The sequence below is a fragment of the Vibrio bathopelagicus genome, from assembly GCF_014879975.1.
GTDB classification, from domain to species: domain Bacteria; phylum Pseudomonadota; class Gammaproteobacteria; order Enterobacterales; family Vibrionaceae; genus Vibrio; species Vibrio bathopelagicus.
In genome coordinates this window covers 564,319-579,387 of the sequence record NZ_CP062501.1, presented here as the reverse complement: position 1 = coordinate 579,387, position 15,069 = coordinate 564,319, and the positions used below count along the sequence as shown (strand labels likewise).

Sequence of the window (15,069 nt, the reverse complement as noted above, 5' to 3'; positions counted from 1 at the left end):
TTCGCCCCGAAGCAAGCAAGGAGCCTAAGAAAAACTGAAAGCTCAGCTAACAACTAATTTATTTGCAGTTACCAATCAGGTATTAACTAAGGAAACGCCATGCGTATCGCAATTCTTTCTCGCAACGAAAATCTATACTCTACTTCTCGCTTAAAAGCGGCAGGAGAAGCTCGTGGTCACCAGGTCGATGTTATCGACACGCTGCACTGTGATATAGATATCGCGAGTAACAATCCGAAGATTCGCTACATGGGTGAAGAGCTACCTCAATACGATGCTGTTATTCCACGTATTGGCGCTTCCATTACCTTTTACGGCACTGCGGTTGTTCGCCAATTCGAAATGATGGGCACTTTTTGTATCAATGAGTCAGTAGCAATCAGTCGTTCTCGCGACAAACTGCGCTCACTACAACTGTTGTCTCGTAAAGGTATTGGCTTACCAAAAACAGGCTTCGCTAGCCGCCCAGACAAGATCCAAGACTTGATCAAAAACGTAGGTGGCGCGCCACTGGTTATCAAGCTTCTTGAGGGCACTCAAGGTATCGGTGTGGTTCTAGCAGAAACAAACAAAGCCGCTGAAAGCGTTATCGAAGCATTCATGGGCCTAAAAGCGAACATCTTGGTTCAAGAGTTCATTGAAGAAGCTAATGGCGCAGACATCCGTTGTTTTGTTGTGGGTAATAAGGTTATTGCAGCAATGAAGCGCCAAGCTGGTGAGGGCGAATTCCGCTCTAACCTACACCGTGGCGGCACAGCTCAACTGGTTAAACTAACCAAAGAAGAGCGCGCTACAGCGATCAATGCAGCTAAAATCATGGGGTTAAACCTATGTGGTGTCGATATTCTACAATCTAAGAATGGCCCTGTTGTAATGGAAGTGAACTCTTCTCCAGGCCTAGAAGGTATCGAGAAAGCGACAGGTAAAGATGTAGCAGACATGATTTTCGGATTCATCGAGAAAAATGCAAAACCAAACGCTAACCGTACTCGTGGCAAAGGCTGATTAAACGCCGTTTACTCATGATTGGAAAAAACATGAACAATAAAATGATCATAGGGAATACAGAAGCACTTTGCTTACCAGAGTTAGGGATAACTGGACTACATACACGTGTTGATACAGGGGCTCAAACCTCTTCTCTGCACGTAGACAATCTACTATGTGTAAAAACAGACGGTGAAAACTTCGTTGAGTTCGATCTTCACCCAGACGTTTACCACCTAGAAGAGACAGTGCGCTGCAAGGCGAAGCTGAAAACAAGTAAAAGAATCAAATCATCGAACGGCGAAGTTGAGCACCGTTGTGTGATTGAAACCATGCTAAAAATTGGTGGTCAGGAATGGCCTATCGATATCACACTAAGCAACCGTCAAGATATGACTTATATGATGCTGCTTGGTCGTCAAGGCATGAGTGACAAAGTGATTGTTGACCCAGCGGGTGAATTTCTAATTTCTCACTAATTGAACTGCTCCACAGCTCAAATAGTGAGTCAACAACGCGTATTAATTAAGGCCAGTCTTTGAGACTGGCCTTAATTATTTGTGGCGATTTTTTTTGTCTTTAAAACCAAATCGCCAAACAGATTTAACCAAACCTTTAAGTTTGATTTTAGTCACTCGCCAATGTGTCACTGGCCTTCTTGGCGCACTCATCAGCAGATGTTCAAACGCCTGTTGATTAAGCTCAACTTGCCCACCATGTGCCACCAGCAAAGTGTCTATGTGCATGTCATAAATACGCGACACAGAATCACGATACTTATTAGGGTGGAAGATAGGGAAAGGAGGAATGAGCTTATTTTTAACCTCTACCATCAAGTCAGCCACATAGGCAACGCTGTGCGAAGGGGAATAAACAGAAAGATCTCTGTCGGTGTGCCCCGGCGTTTCCAAAACCAACCAATCATCAAAACCCGGAATGCTATCGCCATCCGATAGCTTGTAATCCGGCTTTAACTTCCTCGAATACCAAAGGTTTGCTTTGGGTTTACCTAAACGATTCGCCATCCATCGTGCCAATGCCAGATCGGTCAGGTGCATCAAGATGCCGTCGATACCGTGATACCAGTCTTTGTCTCGGTTTGCTGCGACCAAATGACAGTTCGTTAGCTTTCTGAGCTTATGCGCGGCCCCTGCGTGATCTGGATGCATGTGTGTAACCACAACCGTATGTAGATCAGCAAAATCACGCATAAGCTCTGTTTCGATGAAAGCTTTCAAATGCGGGATGTCGGCTCGACATGCGCCATCAAGTAACAGTAATTTGTCTGGGTACTCCACCAAGTACATATCTTGGATGTAACCTTTAATGGTATGCAGCTGCAAACCCACTCCTTGTAATAAACCAACTGGTCAGACCTATACCATAGCAAACTCACAGCGAATTGTGACTATTTTGTTAATTGAATTGCTTATAACCATGTTATTGACCTAGATTAGAAAGTTACCACCTCTTAAATATCACTTAAAATTCGATAAAATTCAGATACTAACAAACAAATTCTCATTATAGATAAATTCACAACAACATATATTTCGATAAATATCGAAATATATGTTGACGAGAAAATCTCGCGGGCGTATATTTCGAACATTCCAGAAATATAGAGAAACGAATTATGAATATTACACAAGATATGGTTATGGATACCTTAGGTATGTTCGGCTTCTTAGCGGTTGAATTGACCCTACTATTCCTATTGATCAGCTACATCGTAGGTGTGCTGCAAGAGTACATCCCACCAGAAAAAATACAAAGTATCCTGAGCGGCAAAAATGGTAAGGGTTACTTCGTTGCAGGCTTATTAGGTGCTATCACACCATTCTGCTCATGCTCAACGATTCCCTTTTTGAAAGGTCTATTACGTGCAAAAGCAGGCTTCGGAACCATGATGGTGTTTCTATTTGCTAGCCCACTATTGAACCCAATTATCATCGGTTTGTTTGCTGTGACCTTTGGTCTTAAAGTCACCGTGTTCTACTTTGTTGTCGCAATGGGCGTATCGGTTATTGCTGGCTACACCTTAGAGAAGCTTGGCTTTGAAAAATACGTAAAACCAGAAGCATACATTGCACCAGAAGCGAAAGGTTGTGCTTCTTCATGCGGCGCAAAAGCAAAACCTATCAACAAATGGGTAAGAATTTGGAACAGCACATGGGCAGACTTCAAGAAAGTGGTTCCTTACCTAGTCGGTGGTATAGCTCTTGGCTCAATGATTTACGGCTTCATGCCAACAGAATTTGTGGCAAGCGTAGCAAGTGAAAACAACCCATTTGCGATTCCAATTGCAGCAGTTATTGGTATCCCACTTTACATCCGAGCTGAAGCAGTGATCCCTTTAAGCGCAGCATTGGCAGCGAAAGGCATGGGACTTGGAGCAGTAATGGCGTTGATTATTGGTAGTGCTGGTGCGAGTTTGACTGAAGTAATTTTGCTTAAATCTATTTTCAAAAACAAAATGATTGCAGCGTTCTTGTTCGTAATCTTAAGCATGGCAATTGGCGCTGGTTTCTTGTACCAATTCATCTTCTAACCCTAAAAGCACACTCTTTTGAGTGTGCTTTCTCAATACCCAAGAATAGAGAAACGAGTAGATAAACAAACACATAAACGAATCACTCCAGAAATCAAAGAATCAGAGGTGCAACATGGTTGAACAAATCAGTGAAGCGCTCGTGTCAACGGTAAGTTAACTCGGCCTTCATTCTAATGATCCCTCGCAATCAACGCCTCTGCGCTCGTCAAAGATAGGTTAGCTCTGAGGCTCTCTGCCTCTTTCTCCCCCCAAATTTAGACACCCTTTTCGGTTTTATCGTGACGACAAAATACGTGATTTGTTGGCCTGAGTTATTAGGACTATATATGCGCCTCTAATTTATTGTCTGAGTGCTATACATGAACCAATTAATCGATGCTCTTTCTACCCAAGGCTATTTCGTTTGGGATGACTTCTTAACTCACGAAGAAGTAGTGGCATTGAGGGATTGCATTCCAGAGAACTGGAAAAAGGCTAGGATCGGCCGTAACGATGACGTAACACGAGAAGCAACGATTCGTAGTGACAAAATTCAGTGGGTACGCCGTGATATGGGCGAACCAGCATCTCTGTTCCTAGACAAAATGGAACAAATTCGTTTAGAGGCAAACCAAGCATTCTTTTTAGGTCTGTTCGAATACGAAGCGCACTTTGCGAAATACGAAAAAGGCGACTTCTACCAGAAGCATTTAGACTGCTTTAAAGGCAACGAAAACCGCCGCCTGACCACAGTGTTCTACATGAATGACGAATGGTCTGAGGAAGACGCAGGGGAGCTCGTGGTTTACGATCTAAAAGACAATCACATCGCGACCATTCCACCAAAGGGTGGTCGACTGTTGGTATTCTTGTCTGAACAGTTCCCACACGAGGTTCTGCCAACCAACACCGAGCGATTCAGTATCGCTGGTTGGTTCCGTATTAACGGCGTGAAAGACAACCAGTTGGACATCGCACACTAAGCCAATCTCTATCTTATCCAGAGCCTATTTCATCGAAAGCCTCTCCATCGAGAGGCTTTTTTGTAGATAAGAATCACAATAAGTGACCAGTCTAATCGACCGCTTTCATTAGCAGAGTCACAACACGGCTATTCGGCTTAACGATTGCTCTGGCGTAATAGAGAAAACTGATATTTAATAAATGTTTACGATGCGTCTTAAAGAAGGATTAATTATGTCGTCTATCATCGTAGGTCATCGTGGTGTGGCGGGTACTCACCCAGAAAACACCAAAGTAAGCATTGAGCAAGCCGCTAATCTTGGCTTGAAATGGGTCGAAGTCGATATTCAAGTGACTCTCGACGACCAACTTGTCGTTTGTCACGATCACACACTAGAACGCTGTAGTGATGGTAAAGGTCGTGTTGATGAACACACCTTGGCAGAGCTGCGCCTGTTAGATTTTGGTAATTGGAAATCAGAACAGTTCACCGGTGAAAAAATACTGACTCTCACTGAGTTGTTGAGCTTGGTTGAAACCCATGATCTGAGTGTTAATCTGGAAATTAAAGTCGATAGCAAACACCAAGCGCCTCATGTGGTCGATCTTCTGCACACTGAACTGATCCGCTCAACGCTGGATACCGACAGAATCTTACTTTCAAGCTTCAGTCACCAAGTCGTTGCTGAAATGGCTCGCCATCTACCGAGATACCGAGTTGGCGTGATCACCGAACAACTGACCCAAGCGGATCTCATGCTTATCGATAAGGTCAAAGCGTTCAGCTGTCACATGAACTATGAACATGTCGATCAGAACGATCTCGACACGTTAAAAGAAGCGAACATTCAAACATGGTGCTACACCGTCAATGATCCGTCTCAGTTCAAATTTCTCTCAAAAGTAGACGCTGTATTCACTGATTTTCCGAATCAATTTAGCTCTATAAATTGACCGAGCGAATACCGAAAAAACACGCCTCAAGAGACATTAAAATTAACCCCAATAAACCTGAAAATTAGGTAGCAAACGCAAGTGAGTAGGAGTACATTCCGCTACTCACTTGGTTTCATTAGCTCGCTCTATTTAGACAGCTTCATTGGTTACTTAATTTATGGATCTCATTTTTAGTCCAACTTACCCAATTTTGGGTGCAATCTTCATTTTCGCCGCTATTGTTCGTGGCTTTTCAGGTTTCGGTTTCACCTTAGTGGCATTGCCGTTAAGCGCATTATTCGTCCCTGTTATCGAACTTGTTCCTGTTTTCATGTTGATCGACCTACTCGGCAATATTCAATTGCTGCCTAAGGTTCGAAAGCACGTTAACTGGCGCTGGGTTTCAAAGGTGTTTATCCCTTGTTTGGCCTTCACTCCGGTCGGCTTACTCTTGCTCAAATCTGTTAGCCAAGACACGATCATCTTGATCATCAGCGCTTTTATCTTTGCGTCTGCACTTATGATCTACAAAGGCTTTCAATATCAAAGCGAACCTAGGTTTGCGCCTTATATTCTCGGAAGCCTTGCTGGGGTAATGAATGGTGCGGCTTCAATGTCTGGGCCTCCGGTCGGCACGCATGCATTAGCAAGCCCAGTTGAGCCTCACATTGCCAGAGCAGGTCTGATCGCGTTCTTTGTATTGGCTGATTCCAGTGCATTTGTTTCAGCATCGATAGCGGGATTAGTCGACCGTGATGTGGTCTGGCTTACGATTGTACTTTTGCCAAGCAGCATGTTTGGTGGCTATGTCGGGTCTAAATTGTTCGAGAGATTTGGCGGAGAGAAATTCAAGCCTGTCACTATTGCCCTGCTGGTGGTGATAGCCATATTCAGTGCAGGGCGAGTACTAGTCTAAGCTGAGTAAGTGGAAACCTAAACTCGACAAGTGGAAACTTAAGCTGGACGAGTAAAAACAATCTGGGTACTACCATTCGATATGGATAGGAGTGCCCATTTTGACTAGCTCAATAAACGCATCCATATCTTGATTGGTTAAAGCAATGCAACCATCCGTCCAATCAAAACTTTGAATGAAACCTGGCGAACGACGCTCACCATTTTTGATGCCGTGGATTTTGATATTTCCTCCAGGACTCACATCGTGTCTTTCGGCCCACTCTCTGTCGGCAGATTGTGGGTAGTTGATGTGTACTGAACGATAAAAATCAGACTCTTCCATAATATAATCAAGCTTATATTGCCCTTCGGGAGTTCGATTATCACCTTCAAATCGCTTATGCCCTTTTGGCTGCTTACCCAAGGCGATACGAAACTCCTGTACGACCTCATCGTCTTTAAATAAGTACATTCGACGCTTCGATTTATCGACCTTAACCAAAGTGACCACTTGAAGTAGCGGGTCTATCTCTGAAGCAATATTAGGTAAGTTGTAAAACTGTTGAGATGAACTTCGAGGTGGACGTTTCGATGAACCTTGAGAAAGCTGAGCAATCTTATTCTTATTGTCGTCAGAATTGTTGTCAGAGCCACTTTCAAGAACGTCATCCACAATAATCACATTCTTGGAATTCGAGTTCGCTGGAGACGTTGAGACACCTTGGGAGCGAGAAGGTGCTGACTCAAACACGATAGTTTCTATCGCCGTTGCATCCGAGACTATTTTCTCGACTACAAGCTTCTGTGCTGCTGGCGGCTTTACATATTGCGGCGCATCAGTAGCAGAGGAAGTCGCTGAATAAACCAGAGAACTAGCAAAGAGTAAGTACAGTGATAAAGGCAAAAACCACCTCACCTCTATATCCCCTCTAAGCTCATAGACATGGTTCGAGATTGAGTTTCCATTCCTAACGACTCATAGAAGCTTTGAGCTTGCTGATTAAACTCCATCACTTCCAAACGAAGCTCTATCGCTCCTCTGGCTTGTGACCATTGATTGAATGACTTCATCAACGCCTTACCGACACCTTGGCTTTGAATTTGATCATTGACCACTATCGTGTTCACCCGCGCAACCTTATGCGACTGAATAAAGCTCACCCCTTTGTTCTGCGTCACTTTACCGGCAAGGAAGCCAACGACCTCTTCGTCTTGAACCGCAACAAAGAAGGAACCAAGCGGGTCTATCATCAGCCCCAACCAATACTCTTCGCTGTCGCCAAGGCTTCGTGACGGTGGTGCAAACACCATAGGTGCGCCAAGATGATGTTGACGGTTTATCTGCTCAGAAAGCACTAAAATAGAGCGAATGTCAGTTACCTTTGCGGTACGGATTTGCATATCATCACCTTGTTTGAATTCCATAATACCTTAGCAAAAATGACTTACTTGTGCACCGTTGTCCTAGCCAACTCAGGTATGTTATTGAGGCCAAAAATGGATATTAGGCTGTATTTAAACGGGAATTGTTCCGCAAATCTAAGGCACATTGACAGCCTTTGAATGCTACTATCTCTGCAGAATCAAGACACTAACGACTACTAACGACTGGATACCTATATGATTAAGTTTGCTGTAATTGGAACCAATTGGATTACACAAAAGTTTGTTCAAGCTGCCCATGAAACTCAATCGATGCAACTTGCTGCGGTTTATTCACGAAACTTAGACAACGCGGCACAGTTCGCACAAGAGTTTGACGTTAAAACGACTTATGACTCTCTCGAAGCATTAGCCAGTGACAAAACAATCTCAGCGGTTTACATCGCGTCTCCAAACTCAATGCACTGTGAGCAATCGATTTTAATGATGAAGCACGGCAAGCATGTGATTTGTGAAAAGCCTGTCGCGTCGAATATTGATGAAGCCACTCGAATGTTTGAAGTCGCAGAGCAAAACGGCGTGGTGCTGTTTGAAGCGTATAAATCTCAGTTCCTACCGAACTTTAAGCAAATCCAACTTGGGTTAGAAAAAATAGGCAAAGTGCATAAAGCGCACATCAATTACTGCCAATATTCATCGCGCTACCAAAAGTACCTCAACGGTGAAAATCCAAATACGTTCAACCCTGCCTTCTCAAACGGCTCAATGGTCGACATTGGTTTCTATTGTGTAGCCGCTTCGGTGGCGCTGTTTGGCAAGCCTCAAGTTGCTCAAGCCTCTGCTAAGTTGCTTGATTCTGGCGTGGATGCTCATGGCTGTGCGATCTTCCAATACCCTGAATTTGATGTGACTCTCGCGCACTCTAAGGTCAGTGATTCCTATGCGCCTAGTGAGATCCAAGGTGAACTAGGGGCGATCATTATCGATCACATCGCTGAATGCACCGACGTTAAGATCCGCTATCGTGATGGCACGGTAGAAAACCTCACTCAACATCAAAGTGAAAACTCAATGAGTTATGAAGCGCAAGCCTTTGCCGATTGTATCCATGGCGATCAATCAACCAAAGCTCAAACAACACAGCGCGCTTTAACCGTTTGCAAACTAATTACAGAGATGCGTCAGCAAGTTGGTGTCGTTTACCCTGCAGACAAATAGACTCCACAAATACGCTAATGGTCTGATAACTAAGAAATAGTCATTTATACATAACCAAATTTAATCTTTACGATAAACAACTGGATTAGTTGATTAGAGAGTCATCTGTTTAAATCCGCGTTCGATATCTATCGTACTTATTTAATTTATTGAAGGTGTGTAAAGTGTTTTCAGTTGATGATCGCGTTGTAGCAACAAAGGGTGTTGAACTTGGTGAAATGGTAGTAACTGGCCTAAGCGCTGGTGGCGGCTACGTTCACGTTACAACTGTAGAAGGCGCAATGACGCTTACTTACCCAATGCAAGATCTTAAAAAAGCATAGTTTAACCACTTTGCTCTTTTAGTAGACCATCTGCTAAAAGTAACAAAATACAGGCTTTGGCTGATCTCACTCTTCTGCATTAGAGGGGATTGCCAGAGCCTTTTTTGTGCCTGCTATTTCCCACCAACCTTCCCATTAGTTTACTCGTTGCAGTAAAACCGAACCCAACGGACAATAAAATGAACCAAGAGTATTTATACCAAGTACTTATTGTCGGTTGATGATCACTGTTTATTGGTGCTTAGGATTTATTGATGCTTAATGTTTATTGATGCTTAATGTTCGTAATACTTTCTGGTATATTAGCATTAACTTATATTTATAATGACCTAAACTAAGGGAAGCTATGAAGCTTTATATTTACGACCACTGCCCTTTCTGTGCAAGAGTTGCCTACATCGCTCAATCTCTAGGCTTGAACATCGAGCTTGTTTCTGTGGATTATGATGACGCCCAAACCCTTATCGATTTGATCGGTAAAAAGATGGTGCCTGTCTTACAGAAAGACGATGGCTCTATCATGGCGGAAAGCTTAGATATCATCGCTTACTTCATGGACATGAAATCAAGTGATGAACAACGTGTACCATCAGAACAAGTCACCCTGTTCCAAAGCCGCGCATTCCCGCTAAGCCAACGCATCGGTTTACCACGTTGGTGGAAACTAGACCTTGCTGAATACCAATCAGAAGCAAGCAAAGCAGCGTGGCGCGCAGCCAAAGAAACCGAAGAACTCAACTTCGATAAGCTGATTGAACAAACACCACAGTTTGTAGAACAAATTAACCCATTACTGAAAGATGCTGAGCTTCTGCTGAACCTAGAGAATGGTGAGTCATCACTGCCTCTTATCGATCAAGCGGTGTATTTCTCTATGTTGCGTGGTTTCTGCGTCGAACCAAGCATCACATGGCCACCAGCGCTAGAACGTTGGTTAGAAAAGCAAAGTGAAGCACTAAAGCTGTCTTTACTCCGCTAGAACGCTTTTCCTGTGAGAAGCTAGAGGCTGCGGTCTGCTTTTAGCTTCTATTCCGTTCTATTTCCTACCTTAATCAATTCCAACAATATCATTCACAATTCATTCATACTGACACTCGTACGATATATGTATTCCTGTATTGCTAGAGCCCTATATGAGTACTTTAAAAACCACACTGCTAACCCTATTCGTATCACTGTCTATCTGGTTCATATTACCTGTCGAGCTCGAGCTGACTCGAAAAGTCCCTGCATTTTTTGCCGCAATCTCAATGCTAAGCATGGCGATGGCAATGTTTATTAGCTGTCGTACTAAATGGCTAGACCGCCTGATTGGGGGGATAGACAAGGCTTATGTTTGGCACAAATGGCTAGGAATTTCAGGTGTGCTGGGCGCTAGCTTTCACTGGTTATTGGTTCCAGGCCCCGCAGGTAATGGTATTGATCCAACCTTTGCTGATTTTGGAGAAGAAGTTGGGCAGTGGGCGATGTATGGCCTGATCTTATTAGGCGGTATTAGCATGATCCGCCAGATCCCGTACCGAATTTGGTATTACACCCATATGCTCATGGGGCCGATTTTTATCATCTCGGTTTACCATACGTTCTTTTCAGACGTGCCGTTCAGTCTAACCAGCGCAACAGGTATCACTCTGCTAATGGTTTCCGCTGTGGGCATTACAAGTTGGGTCTACAAAATCACCTTTAAGAAACAAAGTTTCTGCACCTACACGGTTAGCGATATCAAACCGATAGACAACGCTGTAGAGGTCACCCTTAAAGCTGAATCCAAAGCAATTGATTACCAAGTAGGACAATTTGCTTACCTGGACTTTAACTTAGATAAGGTATCCCACTTCCATCCTTTTACTATTACGTCTCATCCTTGTGAGCAACAGTTGAGCTTTATTATTCGAAACTTAGGCAAGCATACTCAGGCGCTACAAACACAATTAGTCGTCGGCCAAAAGGTCACCGTTGATGGTGGTTATGGACAGCTCATGCGTAAAAAGAAGCCAAGTCAGCCACAAGTATGGTTAGCTGGAGGTATAGGCATCACACCTTTTATTTCTTGGATAAAGGCAACGGCTAGCCCAGAACAAGAGGTTCACCTATTTTTTGTTGGCCGAGGGAAGTTTTACCGCCTAATGGTTCAAAAGGTGACGGATCTAATTGGAAGTAAGAACATTCAATTGCACACACAAGATAGTGAACAGGATCGCCTGTCTGCTGATGGTATTAGCGAGAAACTATCTTTGCCACTGTCCATGTATCAAGTGTTCGGTTGTGGGCCGACTCCAATGCTCAGCTCATTGAAAGAGCAACTGGTAAGTAAAGGATTAAAGCCTAGTCATTGGCACAATGAAAACTTTGTTATGAGGTGATACTCGCTAAGCAATAAGGCTCGTTGTTGGTCACAAGCTATAAAATCAACAACGAGCACTTCTCAGCGATTAGAATCAAAGCAACCTGCGTCTCAAACCTGTTCGCTCTAGGATGCGTGTAGAAATCTCTTCAACCGATAACGATGAGGTATTGATGTACGGCACAGCCTCTCTGCGGAACATCGCCTCTACGGTTTGCAGCTCATACAAACACTGTGAATCACTGGCGTATTCGCTGCCGGCTAAGCGGTTCTCTCGAATTTCCGTCAGCCTTTCTGCATCAATGGTTAAACCAAACAACTTATGACGGTAGATCTCAAACTCAGGCAACAACTTTAAGCGCGCCAAGTCATCATGGATGAATGGGTAATTTGCTACTCGCAAACCAAACTGCATTGCCATGTACAAGCTTGTTGGGGTTTTACCGCTTCGAGAAACACCCAACAAGATGATGTCGGCTTCTTCCAGCCCTTTCAGCGTGATGCCATCATCGTGCGCAAGCGTGTACTCAATAGCAGCAATACGATCAAAATACTTAACCGAATCCTTGTTCACACTGCGTGAACGTTGCAGCTTAGGTACAGGAGCCATTTGAGTATCATCCTGAACTTTCTGAACGATACTTTCTAGCACGTCATAGCAGTGCGCTGGAGCCTCTAGCAATTTTAGTTTTATCTCTGGAATCACAATCGAGAAAAATACCAAAGGTTCATGGCCTGTTGCACGATATGAAATCTCGATCTCTTTTAATAAATCAGAAAGTTTGTCCTCACTTTCTACAAATGGGAAGGTTTTCTCATTAGCTTTGAATGGAAATTGACCTAGAACAACATGCCCTAAAGTCTCACATGTTATGGCTGTTCCGTCAGAAACATAGAATACATCACGACTTTGAATATCAATTTGCATTTTTTATTTAATGTTTAAAATTATTTTGAGTAGGATGGGAACCATAATATATATAACGAAACCCTGCTGACTATTACGTCCCCCACAGCTTTTAAAAATAATTTACATTTTTTTAAACTGATACGTAATCGTTTGCCTTTAAATCCCTACAATGCTTGCTATGTTTCTGGAGAAATAAATGCAAAATAACACCCTATGGTTCAATGGCCTATCCATGGAAGATGTCGACAAAGTCGGCGGTAAGAACGCTTCACTTGGCGAAATGGTTTCTAACCTAGCCAACGCTGGCGTATCGGTACCTAATGGTTTTGCTACCACATCTTATGCGTTTAATAACTTTCTTGACTACAAAGGTCTTGATGAGCGCATTCACCAACTACTTGATGAACTTGATGTTGAAGACGTTGACGCACTGCGTAAGACAGGTGCAACGATTCGACAGTGGGTTCTAGATGCACCCTTCCCAGAATCACTAGAGCAAGACATCCGTGATAACTACCGCGAACTGATTGAAGGCAACGAAGAATTGTCTGTTGCGGTTCGTTCATCGGCAACGGCAGAAGACCTTCCAGATGCTTCTTTTGCAGGCCAGCAAGAAACCTTCCTTAACGTGAAAGGTATCGATGCGGTTATCGAAGCGACCAAACACGTCTTCGCTTCACTGTTTAACGACCGCGCTATCTCTTACCGAGTACACCAAGGTTTTGACCACCGAGGTATTTCATTGTCTGCGGGTATCCAGCGCATGGTTCGCTCAGACAAAGCCTCTTCAGGCGTCATGTTCACTCTTGATACTGAATCAGGCTTCGACCAAGTGGTGTTCATCACCTCTTCTTGGGGCCTAGGTGAAATGGTTGTACAGGGCGCTGTGAACCCAGATGAGTTCTACGTTCACAAGCCAATGCTAGAAGCGGGTCACTACCCTGTCGTTAAAAAAACGTTTGGTTCTAAGTTGATCAAGATGATCTACTCAACCAATCAAGAGATCGGCAAGCAAGTTGATATCATCGACACCGATACTCAAGAGCGTAACGAGTTCTCATTGAACGATGAAGAGATCAAAGAACTGGCAAAACAAGCGATGATCATCGAGAAGCACTACCAACGTCCGATGGACATTGAGTGGGCAAAAGATGGCATCGACGGCAAGCTTTACATCGTTCAAGCTCGACCAGAAACCGTATGTTCTCAAAGTGACCAAAACGTTATCGAGCGTTACGAGTTAAACAACAAGGCGGATGTCTTAGTTGAAGGCCGCGCTATCGGTCAACGTATCGGTTCTGGCCCTGTTCGCTTAGTTGACTCTCTAGACCAAATGTCACTGGTTCAAGAAGGTGATGTACTAGTAACCGACATGACAGACCCAGACTGGGAACCTGTGATGAAGAAAGCGTCTGCGATTGTGACAAACCGTGGTGGCCGTACTTGTCACGCGGCAATCATTGCTCGTGAACTCGGTATCCCTGCAATTGTTGGCTGTGGGACCGCGACAAGCAGCCTGAATGACGGCGACACCGTAACAGTGTCATGTTCAGAAGGCGAAACAGGCTACGTTTACAACGGCGAACTCGATTTTGAGATCAAACGTTCTGAGGTTGATGAGCTACCAATGCTACCAACTAAAGTAATGATGAATGTGGGTAACCCAGATCGCGCCTTCGACTTCGCTCAAATCCCGAACGAAGGTGTTGGCCTTGCTCGTCTTGAATTCATCATCAACAAGATGATCGGTATTCACCCTAAAGCTCTGTTGAACTTCGATGAGCAAACGGATGAGATCAAAGCAGAAATCAACCAGCGCATTCGTGGCTACAAAGATCCGATCGATTTCTACGTAAGCAAGCTAACTGAAGGCATCGCGACTATCGCTTCTGCATTCTGGCCTAAGCGTGTGATCGTACGTATGTCTGACTTCAAGTCGAACGAGTACAGCAACCTTGTTGGCGGTAAAACGTTTGAACCACATGAAGAGAACCCAATGCTGGGTTTCCGTGGTGCATCTCGTTACATCTCTCCAGTATTTGAAGACTGTTTCGAGCTTGAAACTCAAGCGCTAAAACGCGTTCGTAACGAGATGGGACTGAAGAACGTTGAAATCATGATCCCATTCGTTCGCACCCCGAGCGAAGCAGCATCGGTTATCGACATTCTGGCTAAGTTTAACCTACGCCGTGGCGACCAAGGTCTGAAAGTCATCATGATGTGTGAGCTGCCATCCAATGCGATTTTGGCTGATGAGTTCTTGAAGTACTTCGATGGCTTCTCTATCGGTTCAAACGACATGACACAGCTGACACTTGGCCTAGACCGAGATTCAGGTGACGTTGCGCACTTATTCGACGAGCGTAATCCTGCGGTTAAAGCGATGCTGAAAATGGCAATCGATGCAGCAGCTAAAGCAGGTAAGTACGTGGGTATTTGTGGCCAAGGCCCATCTGACCACGACGACCTAGCTGAGTGGTTAATGGAGCAAGGCATCAGCTCTGTTTCGTTGAACCCAGATACGGTTATCGACACGTGGTTGAAGCTTGGTAACGTTGCGAACAAGTAACACTTT

General features: G+C 44.1%; 15 protein-coding genes. 11 read left to right on the top strand and 4 right to left on the bottom strand.

What is annotated here, in order from left to right:
• Window positions 1-99: 99 nt before the first annotated feature.
• Complete coding sequence (rimK, locus tag IHV80_RS18930) at window positions 100-1,005, top strand: 30S ribosomal protein S6--L-glutamate ligase (protein ID WP_010428457.1); 906 nt, start codon at window positions 100-102, stop codon at window positions 1,003-1,005.
• Window positions 1,006-1,037: 32 nt separating this feature from the next.
• Complete coding sequence (locus IHV80_RS18925) at window positions 1,038-1,466, top strand: ATP-dependent zinc protease family protein (protein ID WP_004733090.1); 429 nt, start codon at window positions 1,038-1,040, stop codon at window positions 1,464-1,466.
• A 75-nt stretch (window positions 1,467-1,541) separates the two neighbouring features.
• On the opposite strand, the gene IHV80_RS18920 is transcribed toward IHV80_RS18925, so the two are convergent.
• A complete protein-coding gene (locus IHV80_RS18920) occupies window positions 1,542-2,330 on the bottom strand; it encodes an MBL fold metallo-hydrolase (RefSeq protein WP_192891855.1) in 789 nt (262 codons plus the stop codon).
• A gap of 290 nt (window positions 2,331-2,620) precedes the next feature.
• Here IHV80_RS18920 and IHV80_RS18915 point away from each other — a divergent pair, with 290 nt between their 5' ends.
• From IHV80_RS18915 to IHV80_RS18900, 4 genes are all read left to right on the top strand, one after another.
• Window positions 2,621-3,538, top strand: coding sequence for a permease (locus tag IHV80_RS18915; protein ID WP_192892171.1), 918 nt, complete (start codon window positions 2,621-2,623; stop codon window positions 3,536-3,538).
• A 362-nt stretch (window positions 3,539-3,900) separates the two neighbouring features.
• Entirely contained in the window at window positions 3,901-4,503 is a 603-nt protein-coding gene (locus IHV80_RS18910) for a 2OG-Fe(II) oxygenase (protein WP_192891854.1), read from the top strand.
• A 214-nt stretch (window positions 4,504-4,717) separates the two neighbouring features.
• Complete coding sequence (locus IHV80_RS18905) at window positions 4,718-5,437, top strand: glycerophosphodiester phosphodiesterase family protein (RefSeq protein ID WP_192891853.1); 720 nt, start codon at window positions 4,718-4,720, stop codon at window positions 5,435-5,437.
• A 160-nt stretch (window positions 5,438-5,597) separates the two neighbouring features.
• Window positions 5,598-6,335 carry a sulfite exporter TauE/SafE family protein gene (locus IHV80_RS18900; RefSeq protein ID WP_192891852.1) on the top strand — a complete coding sequence of 246 codons (738 nt, stop codon included), beginning with the start codon at window positions 5,598-5,600 and terminating at the stop codon, window positions 6,333-6,335.
• Window positions 6,336-6,404: 69 nt separating this feature from the next.
• On the opposite strand, the gene IHV80_RS18895 is transcribed toward IHV80_RS18900, so the two are convergent.
• Both IHV80_RS18895 and IHV80_RS18890 read right to left on the bottom strand, forming a co-directional pair.
• Entirely contained in the window at window positions 6,405-7,232 is an 828-nt protein-coding gene (locus tag IHV80_RS18895; RefSeq protein ID WP_192891851.1) for a L,D-transpeptidase family protein, read from the bottom strand.
• 2 nt (window positions 7,233-7,234) lie between these two features.
• Window positions 7,235-7,717, bottom strand: a complete 483-nt coding sequence (locus IHV80_RS18890) for a GNAT family N-acetyltransferase (protein ID WP_192892170.1) — start codon at window positions 7,715-7,717, stop codon at window positions 7,235-7,237.
• Window positions 7,718-7,936: 219 nt separating this feature from the next.
• On the opposite strand from IHV80_RS18890, the gene IHV80_RS18885 reads away from it, so the two are divergent.
• The 4 genes from IHV80_RS18885 (at window position 7,937) to IHV80_RS18870 (ending at window position 11,603) form a co-directional block, all read left to right on the top strand.
• Window positions 7,937-8,917: a Gfo/Idh/MocA family protein gene (locus IHV80_RS18885; protein WP_192891850.1), complete on the top strand. Its 981-nt coding sequence runs from the start codon at window positions 7,937-7,939 to the stop codon at window positions 8,915-8,917.
• Window positions 8,918-9,081: 164 nt separating this feature from the next.
• Window positions 9,082-9,240, top strand: a complete 159-nt coding sequence (locus tag IHV80_RS18880; protein ID WP_165689583.1) for a hypothetical protein — start codon at window positions 9,082-9,084, stop codon at window positions 9,238-9,240.
• A gap of 346 nt (window positions 9,241-9,586) precedes the next feature.
• Window positions 9,587-10,219 carry a glutaredoxin 2 gene (gene grxB / locus IHV80_RS18875; protein ID WP_192891849.1) on the top strand — a complete coding sequence of 211 codons (633 nt, stop codon included), beginning with the start codon at window positions 9,587-9,589 and terminating at the stop codon, window positions 10,217-10,219.
• Between the two features lie 154 nt (window positions 10,220-10,373).
• Window positions 10,374-11,603 carry a ferredoxin reductase family protein gene (locus IHV80_RS18870; protein ID WP_192891848.1) on the top strand — a complete coding sequence of 410 codons (1,230 nt, stop codon included), beginning with the start codon at window positions 10,374-10,376 and terminating at the stop codon, window positions 11,601-11,603.
• 75 nt (window positions 11,604-11,678) lie between these two features.
• Here the strand turns inward: IHV80_RS18870 and ppsR are convergent, their stop codons facing one another.
• Entirely contained in the window at window positions 11,679-12,512 is an 834-nt protein-coding gene (gene ppsR, locus IHV80_RS18865) for a posphoenolpyruvate synthetase regulatory kinase/phosphorylase PpsR (protein WP_192891847.1), read from the bottom strand.
• 178 nt (window positions 12,513-12,690) lie between these two features.
• Between ppsR and ppsA the strand changes: the two genes are divergently transcribed.
• Window positions 12,691-15,063, top strand: a complete 2,373-nt coding sequence (gene ppsA, locus IHV80_RS18860) for a phosphoenolpyruvate synthase (protein ID WP_017108297.1) — start codon at window positions 12,691-12,693, stop codon at window positions 15,061-15,063.
• Window positions 15,064-15,069 lie beyond the last annotated feature (6 nt).